The sequence below is a fragment of the Anoxybacillus sp. EFIL genome (assembly GCF_013096955.1).
In the GTDB taxonomy this organism is placed as follows: domain Bacteria; phylum Bacillota; class Bacilli; order Bacillales; family Anoxybacillaceae; genus Anoxybacillus; species Anoxybacillus ayderensis.
The window spans coordinates 1-15,602 of record NZ_SDLH01000016.1; the positions used below are offsets into that span (position 1 = coordinate 1).

A 15,602-nucleotide genomic window follows, 5' to 3' on the forward strand; every position below is an offset into this window, starting at 1 on the left:
GCGAATTTTCCTCCAATGGTTTGGTTTGGTCACCTTTACCATACAGGAAAATTCGCATTTTTTGTACCCCTATTTTCTATATGCACACCGATCTTAAATGATCAAGTACAACTTGTGGTGAAGAGCCAATAAAATTCATACGTGGTATAAGGTTCCGAGAGAAGTGTACTATGAAGAATGGAAAAAGTTATTGAATATGTTTTAACCAGCCCCACGCGGAGGCTGGTTGTTATTTTCGCACTTGCCCGTTTCCATACACGAGCGTTTTCGTTGTCGTGATGGCGCGTAAGCCCATCGGACCACGAGCGTGCAGTTTTTGTGTGCTAATGCCGATTTCAGCGCCGTATCCGAATTGTTCGCCGTCGGTAAAGCGAGTGGAGGCGTTATGGTACAATACAGCAGCATCGACGCGAGTGAAAAACTGCTCTACATGTTCGTTGCATTCGGAAATAATCGCTTCGGAATGTTTCGTTCCGTATCGTTCAATATGTTCCATCGCTTCGTCCACCGTTTCAACGAGCTTCACCGCTAAAATGGGTGCTAGAAATTCGGTTGCCCAATCTTCTTCTTTTGCCTCACGGACGAACGGATATGTATCCGCAAGTGGTTTGTCAGCACGCAATTCGACACCTTTTTCATGCAACGTTTCAAGCAACTCTTTTATATACGGCCATTGTTTATGAACAATCACCGTTTCGACCGCATTGCAGACGGATGGACGTTGCAGTTTCGCATTGATGACGATATCGATCGCCATTTCTTTTTGTGCGGAGTCGTCGATAAAAATATGGCAATTGCCGACACCTGTTTCTAATACAGGGATCGTTGCGTTTTCGATGACCGACTGAATAAGCCCTGCACCGCCGCGTGGAATGAGGACGTCTACATACTCTTTTAGACGAAACATTTGTTGAGCAGTTTCACGGCTCGTATCTTCTAACAGTTGAATGGCGTCTGTCGGAATTTTCGACTGTTTTAATGCTTGTTGCATAACGGAAACAAGCGCTTTATTGGAGTGAATGGCAGAAGAACTGCCGCGCAACAAGACAGCATTTCCTGTTTTTAAACAAAGGCTAGCGGCATCAACGGTGACGTTTGGCCGCGCTTCGTACACCATCCCAACAACGCCGAGCGGTACACGAATTTGTTTTAATAGTAGCCCATTTGGTCGCGTCCATTGTTCAATTGTTTCCCCGATCGGATCTGGTAGGTCGATGACTTGGCGAACCCCATCAGCGATTTGTTGAATGCGTTCTTCCGTGAGCTGCAGCCGATCAAGCAATGAAGGGGAGAGACCGTTTTCTTTTCCGATCGTCATATCTTTTTCGTTTTCTTGTAAAATGTACGCCATTTGCGCAACTAACGCTTCGGCAATCATCGCGAGCGCGTTGTTTTTTTCTTCTGTTGATAATATTCCTAATTGCTTAGCCGCTTGCTTTAACTTTTTCGCTTTCACGATTAATTCACTCATTCGTTTTCGCTCCTTTCGTTTTTAACAGACAGATGTCTTTTTGAAACATACTAAGTTGTCGCGATGAATAACTTCTGGGCGGTGGTGGAAAGAGTATCGTTTTGCTTCCTCGCTTGAAAGACCTTTTACCTTCGCTAAATCGTTAGCCGCATAATATACTTGCCCTCTAGCGATCACATCGCCTTTTTGATTGACGACATTGACGACATCAAGTGCTTGAAATGAGCCGACTACGTTCGTTACACCGGCAGGCAATAAACTTTTTCCTTTATGCAAAATGGCTGTTTCTGCCCCTTCATCAATTTCAATCGCTCCTGTGACTTCGGAATGGTACGCGATCCATTGTTTACGCATTTGCATATGTTCTTGAAAAGGGGATCCGATATACGTCCCGTCGCCTTTTCCTTCTAGAATATGTTGCAATTTTTCTTTGCCAGCGCCTGTGCCGATAAAAACGCTAACACCGAAAGAAAGTGCCTTTTGTGCTGCCAACAGCTTTGATTTCATCCCCCCTGTTCCAACCGTTGATCCGCTTCCACCTGCTTGGGTAATCAGTTCGTCAGTAATCTCTGATAGAAAATGATATTTTTTTGCTTCAGCACGTTTCGGGTTTTGATCATACAGCCCGTTAACGTCCGTTAAAATGATGAGAGCATCCGCATGCAAAAATCCACTCACAAGCGCCGACAATAAATCGTTATCCCCAAATGTCAACTCTTCAACGGAAACGGAGTCGTTTTCGTTAATAATCGGGAGCACACCTCGTTCTAACAATGTAGAAATCGTCGCAAATAAGTTACGAAATCGCTCGCGATCGTAAAAATCTGCTCGTGTTAACAATAGCTGCCCGGTGACGATACCAAATGAACGAAAGGCTGAAATGTAGCTTTGCATCAGCACTCCTTGACCGACTGCGGCGGCTGCTTGTTTTCCAGCGATCGTTTTTGGGCGCGAACGATACCCAAGCAACCCAAACCCAGCAGCGACTGCGCCAGAGGAAATGAGAATGACGTCATGTCCGAGCTGTTTCATATACGCAAGCGCTTCAACATGTTCGCGTAGTTTTTGTTCCGAGAGTGTTCCGCTTTTTTCCGTTAATGAACTACTCCCAATTTTGACGACAATTCGCTTTTTTTTCACCGTTTCACTCCTTTCTTAAAATAAAAACGCTTCTCCGCCCTTATAGAAAAGGACGGAAAAGCGTTGTTTCCGCGGTACCACCTTTTTTGGCGCAAAGCGCCCACCTCTTGCCCCGTAACGTGGGGAGACGACTTATGTTTGCATAAGCGGCCATATAGGGTAGGTTCAACCGACTTTCTGTGAGGAACCTTCCAGCCTATGAGTTCCACTCTCTTGCACATTCCATCGGTTTACTTGTCCCGTGCCGTTTTCACTTATTATATTTTTTAGAATTATGAAACAAAAAAGCGAAGATGTCAACGGATTTTACGACTGTTTGGATAAAAGACGAAGTTTTCGCTCATGTTGGAGTGTTTTGGAAGAAAGCAGATCAACGGTTTCTTGTGTATCTGATAGCTCGTCTCGTAAGTGATCGATTTTTTCGTTGAGTTGTTTAAATTGTTCGTTCGTCTCTTGTTTTAGTTCGTCGATTTTTGCTTCTAATTTGCTTTCCACCGCACTAATTTCAGCCCGGAGCTGGCTTCCCATTTCCTGCATTTCGGTCCGAAGTTGGTTGCCCATTTCTTGCATTTCCGTTCGGAGTTGGTTGCCCATTTCTTGCATTTCCGTTCGGAGTTGGTTGCCCATTTCTTGCATTTCCGTTCGGAGTTGGTTGCCCATTTCTTGCATTTCGGTCCGAAGTTGGCTTCCCATTTCCTGCATTTCCGCCCGAAGCTAACTGCCCATCTCCTGCATTTCATCACGAATTTTGTCTGAGAATAGTTCGAGCGCTTTCACAATTTCTTTTACAATTATTTCTTTCTCCACTTCGATTCACCTCCCCTTTACTTTTCATTATAAATGAATGACGGACAAGAAAGAAGCATGTTTCTCGTCATTTTTTGAACATAAAAAAGTAAATATATGAAACTTTTACCTAGATTTATACGTTATAATGGAATAAAGGGAGGAGTGAGAAACATGGGTTTAGTTTTACAACATGTGACAAAACAGTTTGGTTCGTTTGTAGCAGTAGATGACGTAACATTATCGATTCCAGAACAGCGTATGTTTGGGTTTCTTGGAGCGAATGGAGCAGGAAAAACGACAACATTCCGAATGATTTTAGGGTTGCTTGAGCCGACGAAAGGGGAGATTACGTGGAACGGTGAACGCATCACGTACAAGCATAGTCACCTCATTGGGTATTTACCAGAAGAAAGAGGGCTGTATCCAAAGTTGAAAGTAAAAGAACAGCTCATTTATTTAGGAAGATTGCGAGGGTTACATAAAGAAGACATTGTAAAAGAAATGCGTTATTGGCTCGATCGTTTTAAAATACCACAATATGAAAATCAAAAAGTAGAACAATTATCAAAAGGCAATCAACAAAAGATTCAATTTATCGCTGCGGTGTTACATCGTCCGTCATTACTTATTTTAGACGAACCGTTTAGCGGACTAGATCCAGTAAATGTAGAAATGTTAAAAGAGGCAGTGATTGACTTACAGCAACAAGGAACAACAATCGTCTTTTCAAGCCATCGGATGGAACATGTCGAGCAACTATGTGAACATATATGTATTATGCATAAAGGAAAACCGATTGTGCACGGATCAATGAAAGAGTTAAAGAGATCTTTCGGCAAAAAAAATGTGATCATTCACGGAGAGTTACCGTTTGAAACGTTAACAGAAGTTCCAGGCGTATTGAAAATGGAGAAAACAGTTGAAGGAGTTCGTTTGCAAATAGCTGATGAACACGTATCACAGCACATTCTTGAGCACATTTATGCGAAAGGATTCATTCGTACGTTTTCATTAGAAGAACCATCGCTGAATGACATTTTTATTGAGAAAGTAGGTGCAGCGTATGAACAATAAATTTTGGATTGTTTTTGCTCATACGTATATGACGAAATTAAAATCAAAGTCTTTTTTCATTTCAACGGTGATTACTACTCTCATTATATTTGGTATTGGTCAATTAGATCGCATTATTGAAGCGTTTAGCGATAATGGTCAAAAAACGATCGGTGTGATCGATCAAACGAACGGATGGTACGAAGCGCTGCAAGCACAAATGCAGTCAAATAAAGAAATAAAACTTGTTCGCCATGATGAAAACGAAGAACAAGCGAAAAAATATGTTCAAACAGAAAAGTGGTATGCGTATATTGTACTTCATGTACAAAATGGACAGCCGAAAGTAGCATATTATGCGAAAAATATTGCAGATAGCGATGTCACTCATGAAATTGAGCAAGCACTACAACAAGTAAAAATTGCGATGATGGCGAAACAAATCGGATTAACATATGACCAAATCAATGCATTATATGCACCGATTGCGATAGAGAAAGTAGCGCTTGAAAAACACGCAAAAACAGAAGAACAATTAGATCAAGCTAGAACGATCGTGTATGTTTTACTGTTTGCGATGTATATGTTCGTGTTAATGTACGGAAGTATGATTATGATGGAAGTAGCAACAGAAAAGTCATCACGCATTATGGAAATTTTAATTTCAAGCACTTCACCAATTCAACAATTATTCGGGAAAATTTTAGGGATTGCTTTGTTGAGTTTGACGCAGTTTGTTGTGATTTTCACTGTCGGTTATACATCACTGCAAAATAGCGCTATGTTAAGTCAGTTACTCGGAATGGAAAAACTACCGCTTTCTTTACTTGTATACGGAATGATCTTTTTCTTGCTCGGTTATTTGTTATATGCAATGTTATTTGCTGTGCTTGGTTCGATTGTTAGCCGAGTAGAAGAAGTGCAACAAATGGCTGGTCCTGTGACGATGCTCGTTGTTGCCGCGTTTATTATGGCGATGGTTGGGCTTAATGTACCGGAATCTCCATTTATTACTGTAATGTCGTTTGTCCCGTTTTTTACTCCGATGATTATGTTTTTAAGAATTGGGATGTTAAATGTTCCGATTTGGGAAATCGTCCTTAGTCTCGCTTTGCTCGTTGGAACGATTGCCTTTTTATTCGTGTTTGGATCAAAAATATATCGTGGTGGCGTACTGATGTACAATCAAGCGTCTTCCTGGAAAGACTTGAAACGAGCGTGGCAATTAACAAAAAGATGAAAACCGAGCTGATTGCTCGGTTTTTTACATCGGCTTTGTCAGCGTTGGTTTCGCATAGCCTTCTTTATATGTTTCATCAATAAGGCGGCGAATGTCTTTCACAGACATTCCTTTTTCATATTGTTCGATTGAGATGGATGCGATTTCTAAACAAACGCCACATTTTGTCGCATGATCATCCCAGACGATTGCACCGTTGCTTTTGTTTTCATATACGAAACAATCATAATTGTTTTCATGACCTGCCGATTCACCACAACCGCAATAACAAGGAATGTTTTCTAACAATGTTCGATGTGTTGCTACTTGTTCGTATAAATGGATCATCGACTCATTGTAAGATGCTAAAAACGATGGAAGTTCGTGAATCGAGGCAGTCTCTTCTCGAATATCTCCTGTCTGATGTTCAGTTGCGTGATCATTTTCGTTTTGTGCACAACCACTGAACAATAAACTGACGGAAAGTATGGAACTAAACATAAATTGTTTTCTCATATGGAACCATCCTTTTCAACAATGATTGTTTTGTCCGACTTTTTTCACTATTTCTTTTATCTTTTTACTATTATAATAAAAATAATAGTAAATGATAAGGAAAAAGGCGGGGGAAAAATGGATGGCATCGAAGTGAAAGGACAAACGGTAGAAGAAGCGATTGAAGAAGGGCTAAAGCAGCTTCAAGTGACACGCGAAGATGTAGTCATTGAAATCGTTCAACAAGAGCGTAAAAAGTTGTTCGGTATCGTTTCGCAACCTGCTATTGTCCGATTGACAAAAAAACAACAAACCGAATCAGTTATCCAAAAAATAGAAGGTAAAGCGTGGGTGAAAGACGGTGTTTTACATTATGAATGTGTGCATGAAGGTCCAACGATTGTCGTTGGTGAAGGAGTCATCTGTTTACATAACGGAAAAGCGATCGAAGGAAGTATAACGCTACAAGAAGGAGACGACGTTCGCATTTATCCGAAAGAAGAAAGCATCGCCCAATCTGTTTGGAAAATTGACATAGATGCTAAGAAGCTAGAGGCAACGCTGACGTTTGCACCAGGTGTACGACGCCGCTATGTACTTGAAGATCAGCAACCAGCTAGCAAATTACATATACAAGCGAAAATGGAGACAGAACTTATCTATGATGTGTCATATGAGCAAGTGATGGCGAAACTTCAAGAATTAGGAATCGTGTATGGAGTGAATGAAGAAGCTATTCGAGAGGCGTTGCAGGCAGAGAAAAAAATAACGGCTGTGATCGCAAAAGGAATTGAACCAATCGAAGGAAAAGACGGTTGGGTGGAAGTAAAAGTAGGGGAGGGGAGAAAAAAGCCAAAAGTTCGTGAAGACGGGACAGTTGATTATAGGGAAATAGAAACGATTGCGACTGTCGGTGAAGGAGATTTAATTGCTGTTGTTCATCCCCCGCAACAAGGGAAACCAGGGTTAACGGTGACAAACGAAGTGATCCCTGTGAAAGAAGTGCATTCGGTGACAATCAAACTTGGTAAAGGGGTAACGATGGATGAAAATCGCATTTTAGCTATACAGGGGGGACGACCACAAATAGCGAAAAAAGGAAAAACAGTTGTCGTTTCCATCATTCCAAAGCTCGTTCATCAAGGAGATGTGGATTTATCAGTAGGAAACATTCATTTTAAAGGTGATGTCGAAATTACAGGAAACGTTCAAGAAGAAATGGTTGTTGAGGCACTTGGTAGCATTATGATTTTACAAAATGTCAATCGAGCAAAAATTCGTGCGCAACAATCGATTTTTATTCAACAAAACGTCATTGGTGGTACAGTGACATCAGGGGAAAATAAAATGCTTGTTACGCAGCTTATTGGTTTATTACAACAAATTCGCCACTCACTTGAGCGAATGATTGTTACGATCCAACAACTTATGGTCATGTCTAAAATTCGCGAACAAGATATTTATCCAATTACGAAAAAGTTGATCGAAAGTAAATTTCAAACAATGATGGAGGCAATGAGGCAGTATAAAACAATGTGTGAGCAAAAACGAGACCAAATCGGCGAACAATGGTTTGATATCGGTTCGCAGTTGGACGGCTGTTTGTTTGCGGATCGTCCGAATCATTTTCATTGTTTAGAAGGGATGGCCAATTTACTTCGTGAACTCAATACGTTTATCGGACAATATGATCGTGAAGAGAATGATGCAATTGAGCTTTCTTATGCCTTAAATAGCGTCATTCATGGAAGTGGTGATGTAATTGTGACAGGAAAAGGATGCTACAATTGCAATATTTATGCCGGTGGAACATTGACGGTTCATGGGGTATTGCGCGGTGGAGAAGCGTATGCCCAAAAAGGAATGAAAGTGAAAGAAGTCGGATCTTCACTTGGCATTAAGACCGTATTGGCTGTGCCAAAAGGGGAGATCATTTATATTGAACACGCGTGGGAAGGAACTGTTGTGCAATTTGGTAAAAGGACGTATACATTTTATGAAGAAAAAAAATATGTTGAAATGAAATGGGACGATGAACGTCAAGAAATTGTGTTTGGATAAGAAGGCGTATTGGCAACAAAGACCATGCGTCTTTTTATATATTTTTTCATTTATGCATATAGTATAATAAAAATGTTCTTAATTTTCTTTCTTTTTAAAAAGGGGAGGTTGGAAAATGAAAGCGGTTACGAATGGGGATATTTTATGGACACCGACGAAAGAACAAATCGAACAATCAAGCGTAAAAAAGTATATGAATTGGCTAGAAACGAATAAAGGGCTGACGTTTGAGTCGCACGCGGAGCTGTGGAAATGGTCGGTCGAGAAACTTGAGCAATTTTGGGAAACAGTGTGGGAATATGGGGAGATTCAATCGTCGAAGCCTTATACGTGCGTCCTTGAGGAGCGAAAAATGCTGAGAGCAAACTGGTTTCCAGGTGCACGGTTAAACTATGCGGAACATATTTTCCGCAACATGAAGGAGAAGCCAGCGCTTTTGTTTCGTTCTGAGCGTGTTTCACTACGTGAAGTGACATGGGAAGAGTTAAAACAACAAACAGCGACGGTCGCTTCGGCATTGAAAAAACTTGGCGTGAAACAAGGCGATCGCGTCGTTGCTTATATGCCGAACATTCCCGAAACAGTCGTTGCGTTTTTGGCGTGCGCGAGCATTGGCGCGATATGGTCAAGTTGTTCCCCGGATTTTGGTGCCAACGGCGTCATCGACCGCTTCCAACAAATTGAGCCGACGGTTTTGTTTGCGGTGGACGGTTGCCAATATAACGGAAAAACGTTCGACAAAGTACCTATTGTTAAACAATTACAAGAAAAACTGCCATCGTTAAAAAAGACGATTGTCGTTCCGTATTTACGCAACGATGTCAGTCCGTGGGACGAGTCTGTTTTGTTATGGACGGACGTGTTGAAAGAAGAGGGCGAGCTTATATATGAACAAGTGCCGTTTGCTCATCCGCTTTGGATTTTATATTCTTCCGGGACAACCGGGTTGCCAAAGCCGATTGTACAAGGACATGGCGGCATTTTATTAGAACATTTGAAAATTTTATCGATTGAATACAACATTGCACACGATAGCACGTTTTTCTGGTTTACGACGACTGGTTGGATGATGTGGAACTTTTTAGTTGGCGGGCTGTTAGTCGGGGCAACAGTCGTACTTTACGACGGAAGTCCGACGTTTCCAGATGCGAACGTGTTATGGGAACTTGCCGAAAAAGCAAAAATCACCCATTTTGGCACAAGCGCAGCGTTTATTAACGTCTGCATGAAACAAGGCATGAGGCCGAAAGATACCTACGATTTCTCTCATTTGCAAGCGGTTCTGTCGACCGGATCGCCGCTGACGACCGAAGGGTTTCTTTGGGTGTATGAACATGTGAAAGATGTTTGGCTCGTTTCATGCAGCGGGGGAACGGATGTATGCACCGCATTTGTCGGTGGGTCGCCGGTGCTGCCGGTTCGTGCCGGCATGCTGCAATGCCGTTCGCTTGGGGCGAATGTGCAAGCGTTTGATGAACATGGGCATTCGCTGATCAACGAAGTCGGGGAACTAGTCATCACGGAACCGATGCCTTCAATGCCGCTCTTTTTCTGGAATGACGAAAACGACCACCGCTATCTCGAAAGCTATTTTGATACGTATCCAGGCGTATGGAAACATGGAGATTGGATTAAAATTGACGACGAAGGGAGCTGTATCATTTACGGCCGTTCCGATTCGACGGTTAACCGTGCGGGCGTGAGGATGGGCACGAGCGAAATTTATCGCGCTGTTGAAACGGTTGAAGGCATTCTCGACAGCTTAGTCATTGACTTAGAAGTGATGGGGCGGAAATCGTTTATGCCATTGTTTGTCGTCCTTCAGCCAGGGGTAGAGCTAGACGATGCGTTAAAACAACGAGTGAAAGAAGCTATTAAAGCGCACGTATCACCGCGCTTTATTCCAGATGAGATTTACCAAGTCGACCAAATCCCAAAAACGTTAAACGGAAAGAAAATGGAAATCCCTATTCGCAAACTGTTGTTAGGCTTCCCGCTCGAAAAAGCGGTGAACGTCGGCTCAATGGCAAACCCCGAATCGCTTTCTTTCTTTATTGAACTTGCAAAACAATGGGAACATTCGAACGTATAAGCAAGGCTGTTGCCGTTTGGCAACAGCCTTAGACATGCTTCTTTTTTCATTGTGGGAGAAAAATATTGTCTGCGTGAATCGAAAAATGCCCAAATAGCTGAACAGGAATCGCGTCTCCTTTAAAATACGTACCGTAAAGCTGGTATGCTCCGTCTTTTAGCACATGTACTTCCACATACTCATGAACGGGGTCAACAATCCAATATTCGTGCACCCCTGCCTGTTCGTACCGTCTATATTTAATTAACCGATCTTTTTTTGCGGTAGACGGCGATAGCACTTCGACAATGATATCAGGTGGCCCAATAATGCGTTCATCGCTAATTTTGTTCGAATCGCAGACGATAACAATGTCAGGTTGAACCCATTCGTCATTAGAAAAACAAACATCGATCGGAGAAACGAATATACGGCCTGTTTTCCCACGTAAATGCGTGACAAACTCCGCGCTAAGTAGCGTGACCACTTGTTGGTGTTTCGGAGTAGGAGCTGGTGCCATGTTGTAAAGCTTTCCATTGATCATTTCATAACGATCACCATCGCTAAGCTGTACATACTCTGCGTACGTAAACGGTTTTCGCTTTTGTGGAAAGACCATATCGTCCTCCTACCTTTCTGAATATAGTTGTTACCATTATAGCAAATGTACTTTTGATATGAATAAACATTTTTCATTGACTTTTACGTAAACGTAAACTAAAATAAAATTCAGAAAATTTAAAAATAAAGGTGAAGAGGATGAATTATTATACGATCTCCCAACTTGCCGAGCAGTTTGATGTTAGCACACGAACGATCCGCTATTATGAAGAGCGCGGGCTCATTTCACCAATTCGTACTGAGTCGGGCCAGCGGCTGTATACGAAAAAGGACCGAGCTGTTTTAAAGCTTATTTTACGAGGGAAACGGTTCGGCTTTTCATTAGATGAAATTCATGAAATGATTAGCTTGTTTGATAACGATCGCACCGGTCGAAAACAGCTGGAAAAAACAATCGCATATGGCGAGCAAAAGTTAAAGGAGGTGACGGAGCGGATTGAGGATTTAATGCAGTTAAAACAAGAAATGGAGTCGATTTTGGCGGATTTTCGTGAACGATTACAAAAACTGGAGGGAATCGAATGAACATTTCTGAGTTGTTAGCGCGCAATGCGCGAAAGTTTCTGAATAAAACAGCACTAATTGATGGCGACGTATCGCTTTCTTATCAAGAAGTAGACGATACAGTTAATCGGCTCGCCTCTTCGCTCGCTTCGCTCGGCATCACACAAGGCGATAAAGTCGTATTGTATATGCCGAACACGAAAGAGTTTTTATATGCGTATTTTGCTGTCTTACGCCTTGGCGCAATCACCGTACCTGTTAATGCGCGGCTAACTGCCCAAGAAGTGCAATACATTATCGAACATAGCGAAGCAAAAGCTGTCATCGCGCACGATTGGATTTATGAAGAACTTGCCTCGCTTGTTCATACAGTTGACGTCATTTGGGTGAAAACAGGAGAGACAACAGACGGTTGGCGTTCGCTCACGCAGCTCATTGCAAACGGCCATACGTTCCCGATCGTTTGCTCGCTGAACGAAGATGACGAAGCGACGATTTTATACACGTCAGGAACGACAGGTCGCCCGAAAGGTGTCTTGTTCACGTACCGCAATATTTTAGCCGTCGCAACGATGATGGCGCTCGAAACGAAAATGGATAAACATAGCCGCCTATTGCATATGATGCCGCTTAGCCATTCCGCACCGCTTCATTTATTTTTTGTCGGCGGCATGTACGTCGGGGCCACCCATGTGTTATCAGCAACATTTTCCCCAGAAGCATTGCTACAACTGATCACGAAACACGAAATTACCCACTTTTTCGGAGCACCAGTTGCTTATTTACTCACGGCACAACATCCGCGTCTTCACGAATACGATTTATCGTCCGTCCAATATTGGACGTATGGCGGCGCACCGCTATCAGCAAAGGAAGTACAATTTGTCGCCAAACAGTTTCGCACCAATCGACTCATGTGTTTATACGGACTAACGGAAGCCGGTCCGAACGGGACGTATTTATCGCCAGAAGAACACGCGACAAAGGCAGGGAGCGTGGGCAAAGATGCTGCTCTTCATTGTGAAGTGAAAATTGTCGATGAACACGGCAAAGAAGTTCCGCCTGGCGAGGTTGGTGAAGTCGTCTTAGCTGGAGAAGGTATTATGAAAGGCTATTATAAAGACGAAGAAAAAACAGCGGAAACGGTGAAAAACGGCTGGCTATACACAGGCGATTTAGCGCGCCGTGACGAAGATGGGTACATTTGGATCGTCGATCGAAAAAAAGATATGATCATTTCCGGCGGGGTGAACATTTACCCGAAAGAAGTGGAAGATGCACTAAAGCTGCATCCGGCGATTGTCGATGTGGCGGTTGTTGGTGTGCCGCATCGTGAATGGGGCGAAACGGTGAAAGCGTTTGTTGTAACAAAAGAGCCAATCGAGCAGCTTGAGGAAGAATGTAAACGTTTTCTTTCGGATAAACTCGCAGACTATAAAATTCCAAAACTTTACGAAGCCATTCATGAACTGCCGCGCAATGCGACAGGGAAAATATTAAAACAAGTGTTAAGGGGGATGGATCATGAAACGGCTACAAGAAGTTGATCCGAACTTACTTGCTAATTTAAAAAAATATTTAGACGAAGAATTTTTTGCGTATGCGGAAGAAGAGTTAGAGAAGTTTTGGCAACGTTGCATGACCGATATCGACCGACGCGCGGTACATACAGACCGTGAAGGCCAGCCGCGACTTATCAAATATGACCGTTTTGGTAACGATATTTCCGAAATATGGGTGAACGAAGGATATAAGCAAACGGTGAAAGAAACGTATGAAACAGGCATTGTCGGCTATGTCCATAAACCAATTCCTGCGCTTGGCCGTGTTGGCAATTACATTTACTCGTATGCCCAAGGCTATTTGTTATCACAAGTCGAGCCGGGGTTTTATTGCCCGGTGACTCTTACGATGGCAACGGCGTACGTGTTAGAGCATTTTGCGGATGAACGAATCAAAGCAAAATATTTGCCGCACGTCATTTCGACAGGAGAAGTCGAGTTGTATGAAGGGGCGACGTTTTTAACGGAACGGCAAGGCGGTTCTGACGTTGGCGCCAATGAAGTGCGCGCCGTTTTGTGCGGCGACCATTACGAAATTTATGGAGAAAAATATTTTGCGAGCAACGCTGGCATGTGCGGTGTTGCCTTAGTGCTTGCCCGCATCGACGGAAGCGAGCTGGGGACGAAAGGGCTTAGTTTATTTTTAGTGCCGTGGCGTAATGATGACGGCACATTAAACGGCATTCACATTCGCCGCCTCAAAGATAAACTCGGCGTTCGCGCTGTGCCGTCAGCGGAAGTCGTATTTGAAGGGGCAAAAGCTTATTTAATTGGTGATGCGAAAAAAGGGTTTTATTATATGATGGAAGCGCTCAACTTATCGCGTGTCTGCAATGCCGTCGCCTCGATTGGCATCATGAAGCGAGCGCTAGAAGAAGCGAAGCAATATGCGGAAAATCGACAAGCATTTGGGCATACACTTACATCGTATCCGATGGTGAAAGAAACGCTAGCGAACTTAACGGCGCGTCAAGAAGTGCAAACGAGCGCTTGTTTTGAGCTAATCTCCTTTTTTGACCGTGTCATGCGCGCGCCAGATCGCGCGTCTGAGCAAGAAAAAGCATGGAATCGCTTATTAATTGCGCTTTTAAAAATGCGTACAGCCGAAGAAGCCATTACATTTGCCCATGAAGCAATTGAAATGCACGGTGGCAACGGCTATATCGAAGATTTTGTCACGCCGCGTTTGCTTCGCGATGCACAAGTGTTGACAGTGTGGGAAGGAACAGCAAACATTTTAGGACTCGAAGTGTTGCGTCTTATCCGCAAATATTGCATTCATGAAACATTTATTCAAACAATAAGCGAACAACTAGCTGCACTTCCTAGCGAAATACGTGTATTTGCTAAACCGATCGAAAGCGGGCTGCATGAATTGGTGCAGTCGCTTCAAAAACTGCACGGACAACATGAAGACGTGCAAACGTATCACGCCAAAAAAATCGCCAACCGCCTTTGCGACTTGTATGTAAGTGTCGTTGCGTTAAAAGAAGCGGAAGAAAGCGAACGCAAACAAATCATCGCTCGCCTCTTTTTACAGCATATTTGGGGATGCGATTTATTCGATGACGAGATGTTATCGGTTCGTCATTTTGATTTAGTGATGAATGAAACGAGGGAAGACGAAAAATCAATAAACCGGTAATCAGCAGGCTTATTGATTTTTCGATATGCGTTGAATGTTAGGGGACAAATACAGGTTATTTTTTGTATTTGGTATAGAAGTTATTTGTGGTTTTGGTGGATTTGAGCAAATACAGTTGCCTCTTAAGTTAATTGGAATAACACATAAAAAGGTGTATACAAATAATAGGCGTTTGTGACGTTTAATTACATCTATATCCTCAATGGCAACAAAAATATCATGGATGTGTTCGCATTGAAAAACTGTAATACTAAGTGGAGTTGAACATTCGACTACTGAGATCGTATGATTGGTTGTTTCATAGTTGATACGAATATGTTTTTTCCCTAAAAAAATTAATTTTTTTCCTGAGGGGGTTTGCAATGTCTTTTTTCGATCCATGGATATAGAAACAAGCACTTCAATTGTATGCAAATGAGGGGATTGAGGAGGATGAAGAACGATAGAATCAGTTTCATAATGGAAAAATGGTGTGCAACCGATTGGATATAAGTGATCAGGTGTAATTCCTATCTTTTTCATTATTTTCATCCTCCTGTAGTCTTTTATTCGTCATCATCTTCGACACAGTAAGTGCATGGATAGCCTTTATTTTTATATTGATGATTTTTATAGCATGTATTATGACGTTTTTTACAATGTTTTTTGTGGGGTATATAATGGAAATGACAATGACAGTTACTTCTGTAACGGTAACAATGGTTTAGGCAGTGATTGTGATAAGGAAAATGTTGTTGTGAACAATATTGGCTACCAACATATATATGAATATGCTTTTTCCCCATTTTTTCACCTCCCTCTCTTGTTATTTATACAAAAAAACGGTTCATCACCAAAAGATGTACTTGCACCTGCCATTAAAGTATGTTAGTCGTTTCTAACCGAACCCGTAATGCAAAACGCTGGATATTTCTGTATCCATATCCCCGACGTTTGATCAGCTTGATCTTGTTATTCGTTCCTTCCATTTT

General features: G+C 42.4%; 14 protein-coding genes. 7 read left to right on the top strand and 7 right to left on the bottom strand.

The genetic code is table 11. The annotated features are described in order from the left end of the window. Positions 1–229: 229 nt before the first annotated feature. The 3 genes from ES017_RS14840 to ES017_RS14850 all read right to left on the bottom strand — a co-directional run bounded on the left by ES017_RS14840 (position 230) and on the right by ES017_RS14850 (position 3,313). Positions 230–1,471 (bottom strand): glutamate-5-semialdehyde dehydrogenase, encoded by a 1,242-nt coding sequence (locus tag ES017_RS14840; protein WP_075039651.1) that lies wholly within the window; start codon positions 1,469–1,471, stop codon positions 230–232. 21 nt (positions 1,472–1,492) lie between these two features. After that, the gene (gene proB / locus ES017_RS14845) at positions 1,493–2,611 is read right to left on the bottom strand and encodes a glutamate 5-kinase (RefSeq protein ID WP_021096022.1); all 1,119 of its coding nucleotides are present in this window, start codon (positions 2,609–2,611) and stop codon (positions 1,493–1,495) included. 306 nt (positions 2,612–2,917) lie between these two features. Continuing rightward, positions 2,918–3,313, bottom strand: a complete 396-nt coding sequence (locus ES017_RS14850; protein WP_216367580.1) for an apolipoprotein A1/A4/E family protein — start codon at positions 3,311–3,313, stop codon at positions 2,918–2,920. Between the two features lie 258 nt (positions 3,314–3,571). Here ES017_RS14850 and ES017_RS14855 point away from each other — a divergent pair, with 258 nt between their 5' ends. Beyond that, positions 3,572–4,474, top strand: coding sequence for an ABC transporter ATP-binding protein (locus tag ES017_RS14855; RefSeq protein WP_021096086.1), 903 nt, complete (start codon positions 3,572–3,574; stop codon positions 4,472–4,474). Then, the gene (locus tag ES017_RS14860; protein ID WP_042895530.1) at positions 4,464–5,693 is read left to right on the top strand and encodes an ABC transporter permease; all 1,230 of its coding nucleotides are present in this window, start codon (positions 4,464–4,466) and stop codon (positions 5,691–5,693) included. Before ES017_RS14855 ends, ES017_RS14860 begins: the two co-directional genes overlap by 11 nt. A 24-nt stretch (positions 5,694–5,717) precedes the next feature. Here ES017_RS14860 and ES017_RS14865 read toward each other — a convergent pair whose 3' ends face one another. Continuing rightward, positions 5,718–6,188 (bottom strand): PCYCGC motif-containing (lipo)protein, encoded by a 471-nt coding sequence (locus ES017_RS14865; protein ID WP_042895532.1) that lies wholly within the window; start codon positions 6,186–6,188, stop codon positions 5,718–5,720. A 117-nt stretch (positions 6,189–6,305) separates the two neighbouring features. Between ES017_RS14865 and ES017_RS14870 the strand changes: the two genes are divergently transcribed. Both ES017_RS14870 and ES017_RS14875 read left to right on the top strand, forming a co-directional pair. Beyond that, positions 6,306–8,228 carry a FapA family protein gene (locus ES017_RS14870; protein ID WP_171335247.1) on the top strand — a complete coding sequence of 641 codons (1,923 nt, stop codon included), beginning with the start codon at positions 6,306–6,308 and terminating at the stop codon, positions 8,226–8,228. Positions 8,229–8,343: 115 nt separating this feature from the next. After that, positions 8,344–10,320, top strand: coding sequence for an acetoacetate--CoA ligase (locus tag ES017_RS14875; RefSeq protein WP_171335248.1), 1,977 nt, complete (start codon positions 8,344–8,346; stop codon positions 10,318–10,320). 46 nt (positions 10,321–10,366) lie between these two features. On the opposite strand, the gene ES017_RS14880 is transcribed toward ES017_RS14875, so the two are convergent. Then, positions 10,367–10,918, bottom strand: coding sequence for a Uma2 family endonuclease (locus ES017_RS14880; RefSeq protein WP_021096059.1), 552 nt, complete (start codon positions 10,916–10,918; stop codon positions 10,367–10,369). 140 nt (positions 10,919–11,058) lie between these two features. Here ES017_RS14880 and ES017_RS14885 point away from each other — a divergent pair, with 140 nt between their 5' ends. From ES017_RS14885 to ES017_RS14895, 3 genes are read left to right on the top strand one after another with little or no spacing between them, the layout of a single operon-like run. Beyond that, positions 11,059–11,445 (top strand): MerR family transcriptional regulator, encoded by a 387-nt coding sequence (locus tag ES017_RS14885; protein WP_021096060.1) that lies wholly within the window; start codon positions 11,059–11,061, stop codon positions 11,443–11,445. Further along, on the top strand, positions 11,442–12,971 hold the full coding sequence (locus tag ES017_RS14890; RefSeq protein ID WP_021096061.1) for a class I adenylate-forming enzyme family protein: 1,530 nt from the start codon (positions 11,442–11,444) through the stop codon (positions 12,969–12,971). The genes ES017_RS14885 and ES017_RS14890 overlap by 4 nt, the downstream gene beginning before the upstream one ends. Next, entirely contained in the window at positions 12,949–14,631 is a 1,683-nt protein-coding gene (locus ES017_RS14895) for an acyl-CoA dehydrogenase family protein (protein WP_021096062.1), read from the top strand. Before ES017_RS14890 ends, ES017_RS14895 begins: the two co-directional genes overlap by 23 nt. A gap of 9 nt (positions 14,632–14,640) precedes the next feature. Here ES017_RS14895 and ES017_RS14900 read toward each other — a convergent pair whose 3' ends face one another. Both ES017_RS14900 and ES017_RS14905 read right to left on the bottom strand, forming a co-directional pair. Next, positions 14,641–15,153 (bottom strand): hypothetical protein, encoded by a 513-nt coding sequence (locus ES017_RS14900; protein WP_042535761.1) that lies wholly within the window; start codon positions 15,151–15,153, stop codon positions 14,641–14,643. Positions 15,154–15,488: 335 nt separating this feature from the next. Further along, positions 15,489–15,602 (bottom strand): transposase (locus tag ES017_RS14905; protein WP_171334972.1); only part of this gene is annotated, 114 nt, incomplete at its 5' end.

What these genes read in the sequence shown, in the direction of transcription:
- ES017_RS14870 (WP_171335247.1), top strand. Translation starts at nt 6,306, where the DNA reads ATGGATGGCATCGAAGTGAAAGGACAAACGGTAGAAGAAGCGATTGAA.
- ES017_RS14875 (WP_171335248.1), top strand. Translation starts at nt 8,344, where the DNA reads ATGAAAGCGGTTACGAATGGGGATATTTTATGGACACCGACGAAAGAA.
- ES017_RS14865 (WP_042895532.1), bottom strand. Translation starts at nt 6,188, where the DNA reads ATGAGAAAACAATTTATGTTTAGTTCCATACTTTCCGTCAGTTTATTG.
- ES017_RS14890 (WP_021096061.1), top strand. Translation starts at nt 11,442, where the DNA reads ATGAACATTTCTGAGTTGTTAGCGCGCAATGCGCGAAAGTTTCTGAAT.
- ES017_RS14895 (WP_021096062.1), top strand. Translation starts at nt 12,949, where the DNA reads ATGAAACGGCTACAAGAAGTTGATCCGAACTTACTTGCTAATTTAAAA.
- ES017_RS14900 (WP_042535761.1), bottom strand. Translation starts at nt 15,153, where the DNA reads ATGAAAAAGATAGGAATTACACCTGATCACTTATATCCAATCGGTTGC.
- ES017_RS14860 (WP_042895530.1), top strand. Translation starts at nt 4,464, where the DNA reads ATGAACAATAAATTTTGGATTGTTTTTGCTCATACGTATATGACGAAA.
- ES017_RS14885 (WP_021096060.1), top strand. Translation starts at nt 11,059, where the DNA reads ATGAATTATTATACGATCTCCCAACTTGCCGAGCAGTTTGATGTTAGC.
- ES017_RS14855 (WP_021096086.1), top strand. Translation starts at nt 3,572, where the DNA reads ATGGGTTTAGTTTTACAACATGTGACAAAACAGTTTGGTTCGTTTGTA.
- ES017_RS14880 (WP_021096059.1), bottom strand. Translation starts at nt 10,918, where the DNA reads ATGGTCTTTCCACAAAAGCGAAAACCGTTTACGTACGCAGAGTATGTA.
- ES017_RS14840 (WP_075039651.1), bottom strand. Translation starts at nt 1,471, where the DNA reads ATGAGTGAATTAATCGTGAAAGCGAAAAAGTTAAAGCAAGCGGCTAAG.
- ES017_RS14850 (WP_216367580.1), bottom strand. Translation starts at nt 3,313, where the DNA reads ATGCAGGAAATGGGAAGCCAACTTCGGACCGAAATGCAAGAAATGGGC.